General features: G+C 37.8%; 18 protein-coding genes, 1 other RNA gene and 1 pseudogene. 7 read left to right on the top strand and 13 right to left on the bottom strand.

All coding sequences use genetic code 11. The features are described from left to right. Position 1: 1 nt before the first annotated feature. Positions 2–661 (top strand): HAD family hydrolase, encoded by a 660-nt coding sequence (locus AP75_RS06455; RefSeq protein WP_031501852.1) that lies wholly within the window; start codon positions 2–4, stop codon positions 659–661. A gap of 192 nt (positions 662–853) precedes the next feature. Here AP75_RS06455 and AP75_RS06450 read toward each other — a convergent pair whose 3' ends face one another. The 7 genes from AP75_RS06450 to AP75_RS06420 form a co-directional block, all read right to left on the bottom strand. After that, positions 854–2,245, bottom strand: coding sequence for a type III PLP-dependent enzyme domain-containing protein (locus tag AP75_RS06450; RefSeq protein WP_031501853.1), 1,392 nt, complete (start codon positions 2,243–2,245; stop codon positions 854–856). 139 nt (positions 2,246–2,384) lie between these two features. Next, complete coding sequence (locus AP75_RS06445) at positions 2,385–3,002, bottom strand: thiamine diphosphokinase (protein WP_088263919.1); 618 nt, start codon at positions 3,000–3,002, stop codon at positions 2,385–2,387. Between the two features lie 6 nt (positions 3,003–3,008). Continuing rightward, entirely contained in the window at positions 3,009–3,578 is a 570-nt protein-coding gene (locus AP75_RS06440; protein WP_031501854.1) for a cob(I)yrinic acid a,c-diamide adenosyltransferase, read from the bottom strand. Positions 3,579–3,649: 71 nt separating this feature from the next. Further along, on the bottom strand, positions 3,650–4,501 hold the full coding sequence (locus AP75_RS06435) for an alpha/beta hydrolase family protein (protein WP_088263917.1): 852 nt from the start codon (positions 4,499–4,501) through the stop codon (positions 3,650–3,652). A gap of 101 nt (positions 4,502–4,602) precedes the next feature. Then, complete coding sequence (locus AP75_RS06430) at positions 4,603–5,496, bottom strand: ribokinase (protein WP_088263915.1); 894 nt, start codon at positions 5,494–5,496, stop codon at positions 4,603–4,605. Between the two features lie 114 nt (positions 5,497–5,610). Further along, entirely contained in the window at positions 5,611–6,249 is a 639-nt protein-coding gene (locus tag AP75_RS06425; RefSeq protein WP_031503350.1) for a DUF4241 domain-containing protein, read from the bottom strand. 24 nt (positions 6,250–6,273) lie between these two features. Then, a complete protein-coding gene (locus AP75_RS06420) occupies positions 6,274–8,892 on the bottom strand; it encodes a valine--tRNA ligase (protein ID WP_088263913.1) in 2,619 nt (872 codons plus the stop codon). A gap of 123 nt (positions 8,893–9,015) precedes the next feature. Between AP75_RS06420 and AP75_RS06415 the strand changes: the two genes are divergently transcribed. Together AP75_RS06415 and AP75_RS06410 are read left to right on the top strand one after the other, a co-directional pair. Beyond that, a complete protein-coding gene (locus AP75_RS06415) occupies positions 9,016–9,471 on the top strand; it encodes a DUF1573 domain-containing protein (RefSeq protein WP_088263911.1) in 456 nt (151 codons plus the stop codon). A 74-nt stretch (positions 9,472–9,545) separates the two neighbouring features. Then, entirely contained in the window at positions 9,546–10,415 is an 870-nt protein-coding gene (locus tag AP75_RS06410; RefSeq protein WP_088263909.1) for a polyphosphate kinase 2 family protein, read from the top strand. Between the two features lie 83 nt (positions 10,416–10,498). Here the strand turns inward: AP75_RS06410 and rnpB are convergent. Then, positions 10,499–10,825: RNase P RNA component class A (gene rnpB / locus AP75_RS06405), an RNA gene on the bottom strand. Between the two features lie 99 nt (positions 10,826–10,924). Between rnpB and AP75_RS06400 the strand changes: the two genes are divergently transcribed. From AP75_RS06400 to AP75_RS06390, 3 genes are all read left to right on the top strand, one after another. Beyond that, positions 10,925–11,788: a mechanosensitive ion channel family protein gene (locus AP75_RS06400; protein ID WP_088263907.1), complete on the top strand. Its 864-nt coding sequence runs from the start codon at positions 10,925–10,927 to the stop codon at positions 11,786–11,788. Positions 11,789–11,866: 78 nt separating this feature from the next. Further along, positions 11,867–12,121 carry a type II toxin-antitoxin system Phd/YefM family antitoxin gene (locus tag AP75_RS06395; protein ID WP_031503354.1) on the top strand — a complete coding sequence of 85 codons (255 nt, stop codon included), beginning with the start codon at positions 11,867–11,869 and terminating at the stop codon, positions 12,119–12,121. A 1-nt stretch (position 12,122) separates the two neighbouring features. Next, positions 12,123–12,380, top strand: coding sequence for a Txe/YoeB family addiction module toxin (locus AP75_RS06390; RefSeq protein ID WP_031503357.1), 258 nt, complete (start codon positions 12,123–12,125; stop codon positions 12,378–12,380). A gap of 195 nt (positions 12,381–12,575) precedes the next feature. Here the strand turns inward: AP75_RS06390 and sucC are convergent, their stop codons facing one another. From sucC to AP75_RS06365, 5 genes are all read right to left on the bottom strand, one after another. Then, positions 12,576–13,769 (bottom strand): ADP-forming succinate--CoA ligase subunit beta, encoded by a 1,194-nt coding sequence (sucC, locus tag AP75_RS06385; protein ID WP_031501699.1) that lies wholly within the window; start codon positions 13,767–13,769, stop codon positions 12,576–12,578. 85 nt (positions 13,770–13,854) lie between these two features. Continuing rightward, a complete protein-coding gene (locus AP75_RS06380; protein WP_031501698.1) occupies positions 13,855–14,115 on the bottom strand; it encodes a zinc ribbon domain-containing protein in 261 nt (86 codons plus the stop codon). 14 nt (positions 14,116–14,129) lie between these two features. Then, complete coding sequence (locus AP75_RS06375) at positions 14,130–14,516, bottom strand: DUF423 domain-containing protein (protein ID WP_031501696.1); 387 nt, start codon at positions 14,514–14,516, stop codon at positions 14,130–14,132. A 179-nt stretch (positions 14,517–14,695) separates the two neighbouring features. Next, on the bottom strand, positions 14,696–16,024 hold the full coding sequence (locus AP75_RS06370; RefSeq protein WP_088263905.1) for a hydroxymethylglutaryl-CoA reductase, degradative: 1,329 nt from the start codon (positions 16,022–16,024) through the stop codon (positions 14,696–14,698). 138 nt (positions 16,025–16,162) lie between these two features. Continuing rightward, the gene (locus AP75_RS06365) at positions 16,163–18,085 is read right to left on the bottom strand and encodes an ABC-F family ATP-binding cassette domain-containing protein (RefSeq protein ID WP_088263903.1); all 1,923 of its coding nucleotides are present in this window, start codon (positions 18,083–18,085) and stop codon (positions 16,163–16,165) included. A gap of 648 nt (positions 18,086–18,733) precedes the next feature. Here AP75_RS06365 and AP75_RS06360 point away from each other — a divergent pair. Beyond that, positions 18,734–18,946 (top strand): annotated as a pseudogene (locus tag AP75_RS06360) (IS5/IS1182 family transposase); the annotation flags it as partial.

Below are 18,946 nucleotides of genomic sequence, written 5' to 3'. Positions count from 1 at the left end.
TATGCCACTAAAAGCTGTTTTATTCGATATGGACGGTGTAATTGTGGACACGGAACCGCTGCACCGAAAAGCCTATTATAAAATGTTCGATGATTTCGGGATCGACGTTTCCGAAGAACTTTATACCAGTTTCACAGGTGCCTCCACGAAAAAAGTTTGTACCACGCTGGTTGAAAAATTCAATTTGGAAGAAACTCACGAAGACCTTGCTGCCATCAAGAGAAATTATTTTAAATATTATTTCGATACCGATCCGGATTTCGATTTAATTCCCGGCGTAAAAGATTTGATTGTACATTATTATGAAAACGGCATCAAACTCGTTTTGGCATCTTCCGCTCACATGAATACGATCAACTGGGTGTTCGAAAAATTCGATCTTGAAAAATATTTTATCGGAAAGATAAGCGGCGCTGATCTTCAGGAATCCAAACCTCATCCGGAGATTTTTCTTCTGGCTTCCGAACTCGCTGCTGAACCCAAAGAATATTGCATGGTGATTGAAGATTCCACCAACGGAATTGAAGCGGCATCGGCTGCCGGAATTTTCTGTGTGGCGTATCAAAGCGCTCATTCGAGCAACCAGGTTTATGAAAAGGCAAGTTTGTTGGTTTCGGACTTTTCGGATATTGAATTTGAAAACATCGGGAAATATTTTTAAGTTTAAAGGTGGCGCTCGCTTCGCTCGCGCCATCCGGCATTTTCGTCGGTGGTAAGAATTTCCACTGGATCTTCTAGCCCCGATTGTAGTGAAAATCCTTTTTTGCGGCGGCTCCGCCGCCGCAAAAAAGATTGCAACGGAAAGCGGGACCGAACATAAAAAAGGAGCAAACCTGTGTTGCTCCTTAAATTTTTAATATCCTAAAAGTTTCAATACATCTTCCGGTTGTTGTTCTTCCCGGAAAACTTCGTAAGTGAAATTTCCGTCCTCATCTTTATCAATGAGAATATGCTTTGGCTGCGGCATAAGACAGTGGTGAACACCGCCGTAACCGCCAATAGTTTCCTGATACGCTCCGGTATGGAAAAACCCGATATAAAGCGGTTTTGTATCGCTGAAAACCGGCAAATAAATCGCATTGGTATGCTGCTCGGAATTGTAATAATCGTCGGAATCACAGGTCAATCCTCCTAAAAACACCCTCTCGTAAGTATCTTCCCAACGGTTCAAAGGAAGCATGATGAAGTGTCTGGAAATCGCCCAAGTATCCGGCAAAGTCGTCATGAAAGAAGAATCAATCATGTTCCATTTTTCTCTGTCGTTCTGGCGTTTTTGGGAAATAATTTTATATAAATGTCCACCACTTTCCCCAACGGTGAAACTACCGAATTCGGTATAGATATTAGGTTCTTCTACGCCTTCTTCCTCACAGAATTTCTTGATTTGCGAAACAATTTCGTTCACCATATACTGGTAATCGTAGTCGAAATTCAAAGATGTTTTGATTGGAAAACCGCCGCCGATGTTTAGTGAATCAACTTCCGGAGCAATCTTCTTCAAACGCGCATAAACACGAAGACATTTGTACAATTCATTCCAGTAATACGCGGTGTCTTTAATTCCGGTATTGATGAAAAAATGTAGCATTTTGAGTCTCGCATTCGGGTGTTCAGCTATTTTTTGTGAGTAATAAGGGATAATATCTTTATAACCAATTCCCAATCTGGAAGTATAAAATTCGAATTTCGGTTCTTCCTCGGAAGCGATTCGTATTCCGATATTGAAGGTAGTATCAATACTTTCGGTCAGTTTATCGAGTTCACGATAATTATCCAGAATTGGTGTGATGTTTTCGAAACCGCTATTGATTAAATCGGAAATTTTAGCCAAATAATCATCGGTTTTGAAGCCGTTGCAAATCACCTCCACATTCTTGTCAAATTTTCCTTTATCAAAAAGTGATTTCACAATATCCATGTCATACGCAGACGAAGTTTCGAGTGAAATATCATTTTTCAATGCTTCTTCCAAAACAAATGCGAAGTGGCTAGATTTGGTACAATAGCAATAGCGATAGCCTTTTTTATAATCGTTTTTCTCGATCGCTTCCTTAAACCACGCTTTTGCTCTTTGAATATTGGTAGAAATTTTCGGGAGATAATTAAATTTCAAAGGAGTTCCAAACTTTTCGACGACCTCCATCAAAGGAATATCGTGAAACTGCAGGGTATTTTCCGAAACATTGAATTCTTCAGTCGGGAAATACAAGGTTTGGTCTATCAATTCTGAATATTTAATTTTCATTTTAAAAGATTCGTATTTACGGGTTGAGATTGCAAATTTGGTGAAAAAAGTTGGTTTTCTATTTTAATTTTATCACAAAAAAAATATTCCGATAAAAAACACCGGAAGCTAAAAACTTTGTACAAACTATTAAGTATCTCTAATTGCCAACAAAAACCACTAACTCTCCCTTTTCGAAATTAATGATTACTTGATCTTCCGAAGCGAAATTTCGGGTTCCAATTCTTCCGGTGATCGCTAAATCTTCTTTATTTAAAGACCAGTTCAGACCTTGTGTGGAAACTGATTCCGCCAAAGGAAAAGGAAATAAAGAAATCATTTTTCCTTTCACATTTTCTAAAACTAAATGATTCGGTGCAAAAAAATAGCTCGAAAATTCATCGTAAAAAGTAATTTCCATTTGGTTTTTAAAACGCAAAGCCACGGTTAAATTCCCCAAAAAATGATCCATCTCTCCACCACTTCCTCCGTACACATCAATTCTGCTGAACCCTTTCTGGCCAATAATCTCTAACGACTTCTCGAAATCGGTTTTATCCTGATCCGGTGTAAAAATAAATTTCTGTTCATAAATATCGTCATCACTTCCGTTATGCGAATCGAAATCTCCCGAAATAAAATCTAATTTTTCAAGTGGGAAATTCTTTTCTTTTAAATAATTAAAAGCACCATCACTACAGGCAATTAAGGAATATTTTTCCGTTACGGGGAGTTTTTCTGGCGGAACTCCATTGATAAATAGAAGTGCTTTTTCCATCGAGAATTATCTTTCGTTGGGATTCCAATATTCTTCGGTTTCGCCATTGATTTTTGAAATATATCGAGCCAAAACGAACAAATAATCCGACAAACGGTTGAGGTATTTGATGAGTTCCGGACGAACTTCTTCGGTTTCATTCAGAAAAACCAAACTGCGCTCGGCTCTTCGGCAAACTGTTCTGCAAAGATGTAGCGCTGTAGCCGATTTGCCGCCACCTGGAAGGATGAAATACTGAAGTGGCTCCAGTTCTTTTTCAAATTCGTCCATCCAGTTTTCGAGTTCTTCAATTTCGGTTTCGGAGATCATCAGTGAAAGTCTGGATTTTCCGTTGGCCAACATAAGTTTGTCGGTCGGGGTCGCCGATTCTGAACCTACGGTAAATAAATCAAACTGTATTTTTTTCAGTTGTGCCAATACTTTTTCGTCACTGATTTCACTTTTCGCAAACCCGATGAAAGAGTTCAGTTCATCGATATTTCCGTAGGATTCAACCCTCGCGGAAGCTTTTGAAACTCGGATTCCTCCATAAAGTGCGGTTTCGCCTTTGTCGCCGGTTTTGGTATAGATTTTCATTAATTTTTTTCTTTACCGTAAAAGTAATGATTTTTTTTCGCGCATCACTTTTTCACAAAAATTGTTATGTTTCAAACCTTTTCCTGTAAGTCATCGAGAACGATTTTCCATAATTTCTTATTGAAGCTTCTGAAGAAATTAATGTGACCGATTTCTTTTTGATCAGATTCGGAAATTTTTATTTCTTTAAAGGTTTTCAGCAAATTAGGATATACATTTTTCAGCAAATTTTCCATGCCTTTTTGGGTAACCCAGGGATCATCTTCCGCATGAAGAATTAATGTTTTCTGCGTTAAATTTTTAGAAAAATCAACTTCATTTTTCTCGTACAACCTCGAAGTAGATTTTGGATGGAGAATTAAAGTTCGCCAATCATATGCGACTCCTTTCGGCAAAGTTTCGCCCAAACCAAACCAATGTGCTGGGAAATATCCGAGCAAAGTTGTGATAATCGGCAAGGCAATTCCGAATCCGAAAAATGCGGTAACGGCAATATTGAGTTTTAAATTCCCCAAATACGCATCCTGAGTAGCCACAAAAACAAATTTTCTGAAAATCGCAGAATCCGCATTCATTCCCAAAATCAGTGCGCCAACGGAATGACCGAGGCAAAATTTCTCTTCGTGAGGATATTCCTTTTTGATGAATTCCGTCAGCGTTTTGAAATCGCGAGTTCCCCAAGTCCGCATCGAACTTTCAAAATTCTTCATTTTCATGGGTTTGGATTCTCCGATTCCGCTGTAGTCATAAGTGATTACCGTAAACCCATTCTGGCTCATGTATTTCGCGAACGAAAAATAAACCTGTTGTTTCACCCCGGTGGCAGAATTGATGATCAGCAATTTCCCAATTGCGTTTTCGGGCTCGAAAATCTTTACTGAAAGGTTATAACCGTCCGGATTTTTTAGAAATAATTCTTTCATTGCTCAAAAAAAATCACTTATAAGAAAGTGATTCTAATTTTTTAAAAGTATTTAAATTATCGTTGATAAAAAAGAATTTTCATCATGGTAAACATAGGATTTTATTGACCGAGCATATCTTTCAGATAAGGCAAACCACTTTGCGAACCTCTGTTTTTAGCCACTTTCAAGGAAACTTCATTCCCGAATCGCACGCAATGGTCGATGGAATTCTGGTGACAAAGCGCTACTGCAAACCCGGAAGTGAACGCATCGCCCATTCCCATTTTGTGAAGCATCGAATCGTGATCATTTCGGTAATACTTCATCTCGGAACCATTAAAATAGGTCGTTGAATTGCTATCATCCCGCACAAAAAGCTTGTTAGGATATTTTCTCAAGATTTTTTCCCGTTGATCTTCTCCGAAAACAATGGATAATTCATTGCTTTTTGCAACAATAAAATCTGCATTTTCGATAACTTCCTGAGATAATTTCTTGGCCGGAGATGCATAAATTCCTACTTTACTATCATGCTTCTTAGCAAATTGAATAGTAAATTCCACGGTTTCCATTGGTATTTCAAGCTGTACCAAAACCAAATCTGCTGTGGTGAAAAACTTTTCGGCTTCGGAAATATTTTTAGGTTTCAGAAGTGAATTGGAAGCCGGCACCACCACAATAGAATTAATTCCTTCAGAAGTCGTCACATACGCCGTCCCGGTTTGTGCATGCTCGGTTTCGGCTACATAACCTACATTAACGCCTTCATCGACGAGGTTTCTTAAAATCTGTTGGCCAAAAGGATCCATTCCTACGCATCCTATAAAATACACGCTTGCACCGAGTCTTGCTGTAGCAACAGCTTGATTGGCTCCTTTACCTCCAAAAAAACTTTCCGATTTTTGAGCCATCACCGTTTCGTTTGGCTTAGGAAGATGTTCGGTATTGAGTACCAAATCGATGGAGGAACTGCCTACAACAATAATTCTGGGTTGTTCTGACGTGATCTTCATAAAATTGTAAATTATTTAAATGCATTAAATAGCAAAGACGCGATAGATCGCGCCTTTTGACTGCTGAACAAATTTATTCTTTTAATTACAAATCCGGAAATTATTTAACTTAAATTAACTCCCAATTTCGATAAATTCTGTAATAATCTTCACCGGCTGATTGTCGGTACCAAAACCAATATAACTTGCATAAAATCCTTCACCATAACCTGTTTCGAAAGCAAAAATATTTCCCGGCTTCTCGTCATCCGGTTTTAGAAAAGCAAACTGATCGATCGCTCCGTTTTCGTCGAAAAAATGTTCGTGGAAAAACTCTTCATAAATTCCCATAAACTCACTTCCTTTTCTGTGAAAAAGCCGATTCTCCAAGCGATTCAGTGATTCTTGGGTTTCGCTGTCCATGAAACATCCCATTCCACTTTCTACAGGATAGCCGAAAATTTCTTCTCCTTTTAATTCTTCGATGTTTTGACCTTCTGTGGTTGCCATTTTCCACTCAGAAATGGGGGTATCACTGAAGATAATTTCCACATACGCAATGCAGTTGCTCTCTCTTTCCTTGTGTACCAAAACCGGGAATTCACCTTGCGGAAATACGATTTTGAAAGCCTTCATATCATTAGTAATCAATGGATCGCATGCAACCAAATGACCAGTAGGAAGATGAATTTTCCCAACATCGAAAGTTTCGATTAAAGGATTTTCAACAAAATTTTTGCTGAAAAGTTTGGAGATATTTTCGATATGCTTCATCGTATTAGCAGATATGATGGGTTATTACAGCGTGCTTAGTTTGGCTTCCAAAAGTGCGATTTTATCTTGCGCATCTTTTTGTTTTTTTCTTTCAGCTTCTACAACTTCAGGTTTTGCGTTGGCCACGAATTTTTCGTTGGAAAGTTTCTTTTCCACAGAAACCAAGAAACCTTTCAGGTAGTTAATTTCCTCTTCGGTTTTCGCTTTTTCTTCTGCCAAATCGAGATTTTCGCTTAGCGGAATTGAAATTTCAATGGATCCAACTAAAAATGTGAAACTTGGCTTATCGGTTTTTTGTCCTAAATTTACTTCGGCAACATTGGCTAATTTTTTAATTAAATTTTCATTCTCGAATGCGGTTGCATTGGTGAAAACTTCCACACTTTCTCTTGGTGAAATTCCTTTGCTTTGGCGGTAATTTCTAATTCCGGAAATCAGTTCTTTCGCTGAATCGAAATTTTTAATTAAATCCTGATTGAATGTTTCCGGTTTTCTTTGTTGTGCGATCACCAAAGCGTTTTCAGGAGTTCTTTCGGCGATATTCTGCCACAATTCTTCCGATAAAAACGGCATGAACGGGTGAATCAACTTCATCAATTCCTCAAAATAAAGGATTGTTTGATCATAAACTTCCTTAGAAACCGGCTCTCCATAACCAGGTTTGATGGCTTCGAGGTACCATGAACAGAAATCGTCCCAAATCAGCTTGTACAATAAATGCAACGCATCTGAAATTCGGAATTTCTCGAACTGATCGGCAACTTCGGCAATGGTTTTATCCATTTGGTGACCAAACCAATCAATCGCTTGTCGATCTGCGTCATTGGCTTTGATGTTTTCATCCTTATTCCAACCTTGAACAAGTCGGTAAGCGTTCCAGATTTTGGTAGCGAAATTTCTTCCTTGCAACATCAATTCTTCATCGAAAAGCAAATCGTTTCCGGCAGCTGAACTCAACAAAATTCCTACACGAACACCGTCGGCACCATATTTTTCAATCAATTCAATCGGATCAGGAGAGTTTCCGAGCGATTTCGACATTTTTCTTCGTTGTTTATCGCGTACAATCCCTGTAAAATAAACGTTTTTGAAAGGAACTTCTTTGCGATATTCCAGACCAGCCATAATCATTCTCGCCACCCAAAAGAAAATAATATCCGGACCGGTCACCAAATCAGAGGTTGGGTAATAATAATTGATGTCTTTATTTTCAGGATCCAACATTCCGTCGAACACCGAAATCGGCCATAACCATGATGAAAACCAAGTATCGAGCGCGTCTTCATCCTGCTTCAAATTCTCAACAGTAAGCTCTAGGTTGTTGGATTTTTGTTTTGCTAAAACTAAAGCTTCTTCAATGGTTTCGGCAACTACAAAATCGTTTTCACCATCTCCATAGAAGTAGGCAGGAATTTGTTGTCCCCACCATAATTGTCGGGAAATATTCCAATCGCGGATGTTTTCCATCCAATGTTTATAGGTGTTTTTGAATTTTTCAGGGTGAAATTTGATTTCGTCATTCATCACCACATCCAAAGCAGGCTTGCCTAATTCACTCATCTTCAAGAACCATTGCACCGAAACTTTGGGTTCGATTACAGCGCCGGTTCTTTCGGAAGTTCCTACTTTATTCACATAATCTTCCGCTTTTAACAAAAGATTTTTTTCCTCTAATTCTTTAGCAATAAGTTTTCGAACTTCGAATCTGTTTTTCCCGGCATAGTGTTGTCCGTGTTCGTTTAAGTTGGCATCATCGTCCAAAGAATCAATCATCGGAAGTCCATGTCTTTGCCCGATCTCGTAATCATTGGTATCATGAGCCGGAGTAATTTTGAGCGCACCGGTTCCGAATTCGATATCTACATAATCATCTTCAATAATAGGAATTACACGATTTACAATCGGGATGATGACTTTTTTCCCTTTTAAATGTGCGTATCTTTCGTCATTAGGATTAACACAAATAGCAGTATCGCCGAAAATGGTTTCAGGGCGTGTTGTTGCTACCGAAAGAAACTCTTCGCTTCCTTCGATTTTATATTTAAGATAATATAATTTTCCGTTTTGTTCTTTAAAGATAACCTCTTCATCGGAAATATTGGTTTTCGCTTCCGGATCCCAATTCACCATGCGGTAACCTCTGTAGATTAAGCCTTTGTTGTAAAGATCTACAAATGATTTGATCACTTGCTGAGACAGTTTCGGCTCCATCGTGAAGCGGGTTCTATCCCAATCACATGAGCAACCGAGTTTTTTCAATTGTTCCAAAATGGTTCCGCCGTATTTATCTGTCCAGTCCCATGCGTGTTTCAGAAACTCTTCTCGGGTAATATCGGATTTGTTGATGCCTTCAGATTTCAGTTTAGCTACTACTTTAGCTTCGGTCGCGATAGAAGCGTGATCGGTACCAGGAACCCAACAAGCATTAAATCCTTGCATTCTCGCTCTTCTTACCAAAACATCCTGAATGGTATTGTTCAGCATATGCCCCATGTGGAGAATCCCCGTAACGTTTGGTGGAGGAATCACAATGGTATACGGTGGTTTTTCGTTGGGCTCGGAATGGAAATAATTATTTTCGAGCCAATAGCTGTACCATTTATTTTCTGTATCCTTGGGATTGTATTTTTCTGAAATCTGCATAAATCTTAACTTATCTAAATCGTTGCAAAAATAGGTAAATAAAAAAAATTATTTGCCAACAGAAATAATTTTTAACTTTGTCCTGATAATTTTATCAAAAAGCTAAAATAATATTTAAAAAATATGAAAAAAGTATTAGCAGGTTTATTTCTAACTGCATCTTTCGCATTGGCCTCTGCACAAACGATTTCTTTCGATAAAACAACCTTCGATTACGGTACAGTGAAACACGGTTCCGATGGACACAGAATGTTTGTGGTAAAAAACATCGGCGACAAACCTTTGATTATTTCTAAAGTTCAAGCATCTTGCGGATGTACTACTCCGGAGTGGAGCCAAGATCCTATTATGCCTGGAAAAACTGCACAAATCAAAGTGGGTTATGATACTAAAATTGTTGGCCCTTTCACCAGAATAATTGAAGTATATTCTAATGATCCTGAAAACAGCAGATCAGTAATCAACATTAAAGGAACTGTAGAAAACAGCGAAACTCCTGCAAGAACTAACATGAAAGACACTGTTGCTCCTGCTAAAACTCTTCCTAAAAAAGCAGTAAAAAAACCTGCAGCAATGTAATTGCAGAAAAATAAATATTCTAAAATCACTTCATAATTGGAGTGATTTTTTTATTTTTAATGAAAATAACAAATATGGATTTAGATTTCAGCGATAACTTTATTATTAAAGGGAAAATTTCAATTAAAGATTTAGAAACCAAATACAAAGGCGATTTAGATAAGGAAGCAGGCAAAAAAATGCTTCTGGACGAAAAAATAAAGCTCAGAGAGCTGCAGGAAAGATTGTATGCAGATTCCGGAAAATCTTTATTAGTCGTACTTCAAGCGATGGATGCAGCCGGAAAAGACTCCTTAATTGAACACGTTTTCGGAGGAGTAAATCCGCAAGGCTGCGAAGTACACAGTTTTAAATCGCCAAGTTCTAAGGAATATTCTCATGATTTTTTGTGGCGACATTATATCGCACTTCCGGAGAAAGGAAAAATCGGAATTTTCAACAGAAGTCATTACGAAAGTGTTTTGGTTTGCAAAGTACATCCGGAATACAACCTCAACGAAAAAGTTTGGGATTCGGTAGAAGAATTCGATGATGAATTCTGGGAAAACCGCTACGAAAGCATCCGTAATTTCGAAAAACATCTGGCCAATAACGGAACCACCATTATTAAAATCTTCCTGAATATTTCTAAAAAAGAACAGAAAAAAAGATTTCTGAACCGCATCGATGAGCAGGAGAAAAACTGGAAGTTTTCCATGGGAGATTTGTCCGAGCGCGCACTGTGGGACGAATACATGAACGCTTACGAAAAGTCCATCAACGAAACTTCGAAAGATCATTCTCCGTGGTTTGTAATTCCCGGTGATGATAAATGGTTTGCTAGAGTTGCAGCAATTCAGATTATTATCGATGCGCTGGAAGGCATGGATTTGAAATTCCCTAAACTTTCAGCAGAAGACCAGAAAGCATTGGAAAGTGCGAGAAAACAGTTGGAAAGCGAATGAGTTTTTGAGTGTTTGAGCATTTGAGTATTTGAGTAATCTATTTATGATAATTCATGATTAAGTACTGATTGCTTTAAATAAAAACCACAAGAAAAACTGTAAGCCGGATTCTGTAAATTCGCCATAGCGAAAATGCCTATTATTTATCTGCGCTTTACATTACTGCAAAGCTTTAGCTGTTTACCCCTCGGTTTTTGGAGCGAGCAACTCCTATTTTCATTGCTGAAAAAATCCGATATACTTAACATTGCACCGCAAAGAGTTTACCTGGTTTCACTATAAATTAATATACATACTTTCTGTTGCACTGGTCCTGATCTTGCGACCGACGGGTGTTACCCGCTTTGCTGCTCTATGGTGTCCGGACTTTCCTACCCCGGTTTCCCGGAATCAACAGGCCGTTCTTCTTGTGGAGGACAAAGATAATGAATTTTCAAGTTTTTCCGTTATCAATTATCTGGACTGAAATTTGTTTGGTCAAAACCTTTTAAAATAGATATATTTGAATTATGGAAGTAGATGTAACTAAAATTAAATACGTTGATATCGTTTACCGCGTTCTGGAACGCTGGTACACCAAATTCGCTGAAACCACACCCAATATCGCTGTAGGAATTATTGTCTTTGTTCTGATTCTGATGATGAGCTCTTATCTGAGTAAAGTTTCAGTAAAGATTTTTCACCGGCTTTTCCCGAAAAGCAAAAACAACTCAATCGTCACGCTGATCGGGGTTTTCAAATTCCTCATTATTTTAATGGGCGCATTTATCGCTTTTGAAATTATGGGCTTGGGTGGTTTTGTAATGAAATTCCTAGGAAGTTTGGGAGTTGCGGGGGTCATCGCCGGGGTTGCGCTGAAAGATTTGGTTTCATCAATGTTTTCGGGGATGCTGATCAGTTTCGATAAAGCATTTGCTGTGGGTGATTATGTTTCCATCAAGGGAATTTCCGGAACAGTTGAAGACATTGGTTTTCTGACCACTAAAGTTATCACTGATGAAGGTAAGAAGGTATATATCCCAAATCAGCTTATTTTCAGTGCGCCATTCATGAATTTTTCAGCGTCGTCGCAAAGAAAAGTATTCATTGATTTAGAAATTCCTAATACTGAGGATTTAGAAAAAGCCAAAAAGGTGATCTTGGATGAAATCCAAACTTTCGATTTTGCCGATAATACAGATTCTGCAGAAGTAATTTTTCTGAAACAAAGTTTCGGGATTTTTTATCTGGAAGCGAGATTCCAAATGAAAGCTGGCGAAAAAATTTCTCATGTACGGAGCGAGGCGCTTTTAAGAATCAAGAAAAAACTTGATGACAACGGAATTCAGCTGGCAACACAGACGCAGATTGACAGCGGGACTGCTGCTGAATAAAAACAGAAGGGAATTCGCAACAAAAATAGTTTCATTTTGATATTTGTACGTATATTTGTACAAAATAAAATACAAATTATGCTTATTACGAATGTTTCAGATTTCAGGAAAGACATAAAATCATATCTGGATAAGGTGGCCAAAAATTTTGAAACCCTAATTATTAATCGTGGGAAAGATTCAGGAATTGTTGTAATGTCTCTAGAAGAATATAATTCCCTTATGGCTACCAATTACGAATTGTCTTCGAGAACCAACGAACAGCGTTTAGATTCTGCTATTGAAAAACTGAAAAATGGAAAATCATTTTCTAAGAATTTAATAGAAGAATGATATGAGATATACCTTTGTTGATGAATCGTGGGAAGATTATCTCTATTGGCAGAAAACAGATAAAAAGAAACTAAAACGCATCAATGATTTATTAAAAGATATTTCAAGAAGCCCATTTGAAGGAATTGGCAAACCAGAACCACTGAAGCATAAATATTCAGGATTTTGGTCACGCAGGATTGATGATGAACATCGCTTAATTTATAAATATGGGGAAAATGAAATTCTAATCGCAAAATGTAGGTTTCATTACGACTGAAATTTTTTACGCAAATCCCTAGCCCTGATTGAAGCGGCATCCTTTTTTGACATTGCGTTTCCGAATTTTCCGACAGGTTTGTTCACCTAGTTCGCAATGGCAAAAAAGATATAGCGGAAAGCAGGTTCCCGGCTCCTAAAAACAAAAAAATCCGTTCAAAATTAATTGAGCGGATTTCTTATTTATTTGAAAATTTTAGTTTCCTAAAACTTCTTTTACTTTGTTGGCAGCTTCTTCCAAAGTAATTGCTGAATGCACTGGAAGACCTGAATTATCGATCAATTGCTTAGCTTCAACAGCGTTGGTTCCCTGAAGACGAACGATCAAAGGAACAGGAAGACTTCCCATTGCTTTGTAAGCATCTACCACACCTTGCGCTACTCTGTCGCAACGTACGATACCACCGAAAATGTTGATCAGAATTGCTTTTACGTTTGGATCTTTAAGAATGATTCCGAAAGCTTTCTGAACTCTTTCCGCATCAGCAGTTCCACCTACGTCAAGGAAGTTTGCAGGGTTACCGCCGGATAATTTAATGATATCCATGGTTGCCATTGCCAAACCAGCTCCATTTACCATACAAGCTACGTCACCATCCAGTTTTACGAAGTTAAGACCAGCTTCACCAGCTTCTACATCGGTAGGATCTTCTTCGCGGGTATCTCTTAATTCTGCTAGATCTTTGTGACGGAACAGTGCGTTGTCATCTAAAGAAACTTTTGCATCTACAGCGATAATTTTATCATCAGAGGTTTTCAAAACCGGGTTGATTTCGAAAAGTGAAGCATCAATTCCTACGTAAGCATTGTAAAGATTGGTGATGAATTTGGTGAATTCTTTGAAAGCATTTCCTGATAAGCCAAGATTGAAAGCGATTTTTCTCGCTTGGAAACCTTGCAATCCGAAAGCCGGATCGATTACTTCTTTATGAATTAAATGCGGAGTTACTTCAGCAACGTGCTCAATATCCATGCCTCCTTCGGTAGAATATACCACAGTATTTTTCCCTAAAGCTCTGTCCAAAAGAATAGAAACATAAAATTCTTTGGTTTCAGATGGTCCCGGATAGTACACATCTTCTGCAACCAAAACGAAGTTTACTTTTTTACCCTCAGCGGAAGTTTGTGGCGTTACCAACTGCATTCCAATGATGTTTTGTGCATTTTCCTTCAATTTCTCCAAGTTTGGGGAAAACTTTACACCTCCACCTTTACCACGTCCACCTGCGTGAACCTGAGCTTTTACTACCCAACCCTCTGCACCGGTTAATTCTTTTAATTTTTTTGCCGCATCTACTGCTTCATCCACATTGTTTGCTACAAAACCGCGCTGGATATTTACGCCGTATTTTGCTAAAATCTCTTTGGATTGATACTCGTGAAGATTCATAATATTTTAATTAGATTTTTATTTTTTTAAAAGATTGACAAATTTAAGAAAAAGTTGGAAGACTGATGCCAGAACCCATCATTTTTTAATAATTTCTTGCTGCTTCTTTGCAGATTTCCAAATACTCATCCGGCATTTTCGAGAAATAATTGCTCTCATAATACTCATCGGAATGCGGAATATAAATGCTGTACGATTTGCCAATCGGAATCAGCGGAATAAAAAACAAGGTAATGTAGCTTTTGAAAATTTTAATCTCAGCATTCACCATCAACCCGTTTTTATTGATTTTCCGAGTTTCCTGTCCTACTAATTTTTTGGTATTTCCCGCGATGAAAAAGAACATTTTCGGAAGTGATTTTAAATTTTATGTTTTAAAAAATAAAAAATCAACATTGCCCAAGAAATAATCATCAAAAGTCCGCCAAGTGGCGTTATTGGACCGAGAAATTTCAAATTGGCATTCCAAACTTCGCTGAAACTTAAGAAATAAATGCTGACCGAAAACAAGAAGGTTCCAACGATCATTAAAATAGAAATCCACTTTTCCGCAGGCGTTTCAAATTTTAAAATATACCCCACAATGAGTAAAAACAACGCGGAATACATTTGATATCTCACGCCGGTTTCGAAACTTTCGAGTCTTTCTACCGATAAAATTTTCTTGAAAGCATGCGCTCCAAACGCTCCTAAAATCACGGAAAGCAGTCCGTAAACCGCGCCGACAACTAATGTAAATGTCTTCATATTATAATTCTCCTTTTTGATTCATGATAAAGATTTGTGCCACCATGCACAAGATACCAATTAAAACAAACATCCACCAAAACCGCTTTGATTTGGCAAATCCTTGCTCTTTAGTAAGTTTCAGAAATATACCGAAAATTAATAGCAAAAGCCCTAAAAATAGTTGAAACATCTCTGTATTATTTATTTCTTAAATGATTAAATTCATTGATTACTTCGTGATGCGACACGGTTTTGTCTTTAAAATAGGTCACAAAATGATTTTTCTCTTCCTCCGTTGCGCCCAATTGATTCAGGATATTCAGAAGATGCATTTTCATATGTCCTTTTTGGATTCCTGTAGTCACCAAAGATCGAAGTGCAGCAAAATTCTGAGCCAATCCGGATACCGCCAAAATACTCATGAGCTCCTGAGCGGAAGGCTTTCCTAAAAGCGCCAAAGAAAATTTAACCAGCGGATGAAGATTCGTCAAACCACCTACAACACCAACTGAAATCGGTAGATCAATCCAAAACCTAAAAATCCCGTTATCGATGGTACAATGCGTCAAACTGCTGTATTTTCCGTCCTTTGCTGCGTACGCATGCGCACAAGCTTCGGTCGCCCGGAAATCGTTTCCGGTCGCGATCACCACTGCATCAACCCCGTTCATAATTCCTTTGTTATGGGTCGTTGCGCGGAATGGTTCAATTTCAGCAATGGTTACGGCGCGTTTGAATTTAGTTGCAAATTCTTCATTGGTAATTCCGCTGTCATCGTTCAAGTCTTCAATTTTACAAGAAACTTCAGCTCTCACAATACAATCTGGAGTGAAGTTTGACAAAATATTCATCACAATTTGCAAAGAATCTTTTTCTTCCTGTGTAAAGGTTTCTTCTTTCGAAACTTCCTCTTTTAAAGTCTTTCCGAACTGCTCCAAACAAGAATTGATGAAATTGGCACCCATGGAATCCACCGTATCGAAACTAGCCTTCAGTTGGAAATAATTTTCCATATCGGCCGTTTTGTCGATCAATCGGATATTGAGAATTCCGCCGCCGCGATTGCGCATGTTTTTGGTAATTTCCTCGGTAGCTTCAAAAAGCTTTTTCTTTAATTTAAAGTTAAAAAAATGAAGCACTTTATGAGGTTCCACCTCTAAAATAAAATGGGTGTGACCCAGTTTTTTAGTGTTGATAATGGTCGTTTTAAAACCGCCTTTGTCGATCCAGAATTTCGCAGATTTCGATGCTGCTGCTACCACCGAACTTTCTTCTACCGCCATTGGCAACGCGAGCAATTTTCCATCGATAAGGAAATTCGGAGCAATTCCGTAAGGCATATAGAAATTGGAAATGGTGTTCTCGGAAAACTCATCATGGAGTTTCTGTAGTTCCGGATTTTCGTTCCAGTATTGTTTGAGTACGTGTTCGTAAGATTGGTCTCCTTCTAAATATTCGTTGACAATCCAATCAATTTTTCCTTGTTTTGATAGCTTAGAAAAACCTTCTACCGGTTTGTGTGTCATAGCAATTTGATTAAGTCCCAAATATAGCGATTTTTAGCCGGAAGAGGAAGTTGCCGAACCGAAGTTTTATCATCTTCTTGAAACAAAAAAAATCACCGAGTTTTTTCGGTGACTTTATATTTTGAATTTTAAATATTCTTAATCCAGCTGAGTTCCGAGGAATTCCCATTCCTGCAATGCCAAATCTAGTTCTTCTTTTTTTGCTTTGTATATTTCTAAAGTTTCTTCAGAAGGATTTTCTTTGGCAAAACCAGCTTCCATTTCTTCGATTTTCACTTCCAGTTCCGAGATTTTCTCTTCGATTTTCTTAATTTTATTCTGTATATTTTTTTGATCTTTGGAAACGATGACAGGTTTCTTTTCAACCGGTTTTTCTACGATTTTTTCTACAACTGGCTCATTTCGCATTTCCTGCAATTTCGATTTTTCAGCGGAAACCTCGCGGATGCTTTCCTTTTGTCTGAATTCCAAATATTCATTCACATCGCCGAGGAATTCCTTCATTCTTCCATCGCGGAATTCGAATATTTTATCGGTTAAACCTTGTAAAAATTCCCTGTCGTGGGAAATCACAATCAGCGTTCCTTCGAATTTCTGCAAAGCCAGTTTAATGATTTCCTTGGATTGAATATCTAGGTGGTTCGTCGGCTCATCCATAATCAAGGTGTTGAACGGACGCAGCAAGAGTTTACACAAAGCCAAACGGTTTCTTTCCCCTCCGGAAAGCACTTTGGTTTTTTTCTGAACATCCTCGCCTTGGAAAAGGAAACTTCCGAGCAAATCTCTTACTCGCGGGCGCGTCTCTTCAGTTGCCGCATCTTCAGCTTCTTCCAAAACTGTTTTGTTCGGCGTTAGAACTTCTTCCTGGTTTTGGGCAAAATAGCCAATATTCACGTTATGTCCTAATTCCCACTGGCCGGAATAATCTTTAATTTCGCCGGCAAGGATTTTTGCCAATGTGGTTTTTCCCTGTCCGTTTTGTCCCAACAACGCGATTCTATCTCCACGTTCTACAAAGAAATCAACTTTATCGAAAACCTGCTTATTTCCATAAGATTTTCCAAGATTTTTGGCCTCGAAAATTACTTTCCCCGGAACAATAGACTGCACAAAACGAATATTGAACTTCGAAACATCTTCATTGTCGATTTCTATTCGCTCAATTTTATCGAGTTTTTTAATTAAAGACTGCGCAAAAGAAGCTTTCGTAGCGCTTGCCCGGAACCGATTGATGTTATCCTCCATCTGTTTGATTTCGGCATCTTGGTTTTTCTTAGCTTGTGTTAATTTTTCTTTACGTTCTTTGCTCAGTTCCAAATATTTGGTATAATTGGCTTTATAATCGTCGACTTTTTTATTATTAATGTCGAAAGTTCGGTTACAAACCGAGGTCATAAATTGCTTATCGTGACTCACCAAAACGATTGCGCCGGGGTAATCCTTCAGAAATTCTTCCAACCAAATGATGGATTCCATATCGAGGTGGTTGGTTGGCTCATCCAGAAGCATCAAATCGTTTTTCTGAAGAAGTAGTTTAGCCAATTCAATTCTCATACGCCAACCTCCTGAAAACTCGTCGGTAATTTTATTGAAATCATCAGCTTTAAAACCAAGGCCGAGCAATACTTTTTCTACATCACCTTCCAAATTATAAGCGTCATGATGCATCAAAAGATCATTCAGTTCGGTCATTCTGTGGATCAAATTTTCGTAAAAATCGCTCTCGTAATCGGTTCTGGTCACCAATTGATGATTCACCTCATCGAGTTCGTTTTTCATGGCATTAATTTGCTCAAAAGCCTGCAAAGTTTCATCCCAAACGGTACGTCCTTTCACGAAATCTAAGTCTTGTTTTAGAAATCCGATGGTGATATTTCCTTCAGGAACGATGTTTCCTTCGTAGAAATTGATTTCTCCGGTAAGCATTTTCAGCAAAGTAGATTTTCCAGCTCCGTTTTTACCAACGAGACCAATTTTATCATCTTTTTTAATGGTGAAATTGACGTTTTGAAAAAGATAATTCCCTGAGTGATGAAGACCTAAGCCTTGAACTGACAACATATATTTTAAGCAATTAGAAATGAGTATTTTCGAGGGGCAAAAGTACGGAAACTTATTGAATTGCTCTATTTTTCCGCGCCAGAGAAATATAATCGAAGGATAAAGCATTTTTTAAAGTTTAATGCTCATTTAAATCATTAATGAAACCATTCTCAACATTAATAACAGACGTGAAAATCTCCTGAATCCATCGGATCATTTACCGGCTCTAGCTGAGCTGAAATTCAGAAAAGAAAAAATCCACCAGATGACTCCGGTGGATAAATACAAATGATGAAAAAAAATTTATTCTTCAGCTGCTGAAAGCATTAGAACAAGGCAAAGAAATATAATATTTTTGACATACCAAAATTATCTACAAAGTATTTTCTCAAAATGATATTTTAATGCTGAATATCAAATAAATAAATTTTAACTCAATTTTATCTTGATTATAAATATGGAAGATAATCCCAATATATTACTTTGAAAATTTAAATATTATCAACAATATTTTAAAAAAAAGGGCTGCTGGAAAACCAACAACCCTTTTCTATATAGTCTCTCCTTAAACCACTTATAATTTACTGATTATTAGTATTTTGGGTTTAAAATAGCTTGTTTTTTATTGCAAGAATTTGTATATTAGAGCTTTAAAACCTTGCAAATATGTTAGGAAAAAATCCAGAAAAACTGCCAGAATTATTCCGCCCGATGTTGGTTGATTTTATTGATGATAAACACGAACTCGTTTTGCTTTCAGATAAAATAGATTGGAATTATTTCGAGAACGAATTTTCGCCGTTGTACTCTAAAGTGGGCAATCCGAGCCATCCGATTCGTTTTATGGTGGGCTGTTTGCTTCTGAAACATCTTTATAAT

This window comes from Kaistella haifensis DSM 19056 (genome assembly GCF_000735695.2).
GTDB classification, from domain to species: Bacteria; Bacteroidota; Bacteroidia; order Flavobacteriales; family Weeksellaceae; genus Kaistella; species Kaistella haifensis.
Note: the sequence above shows the minus strand (reverse complement) of the source record. Positions and strands in the feature narration are given on the sequence as shown.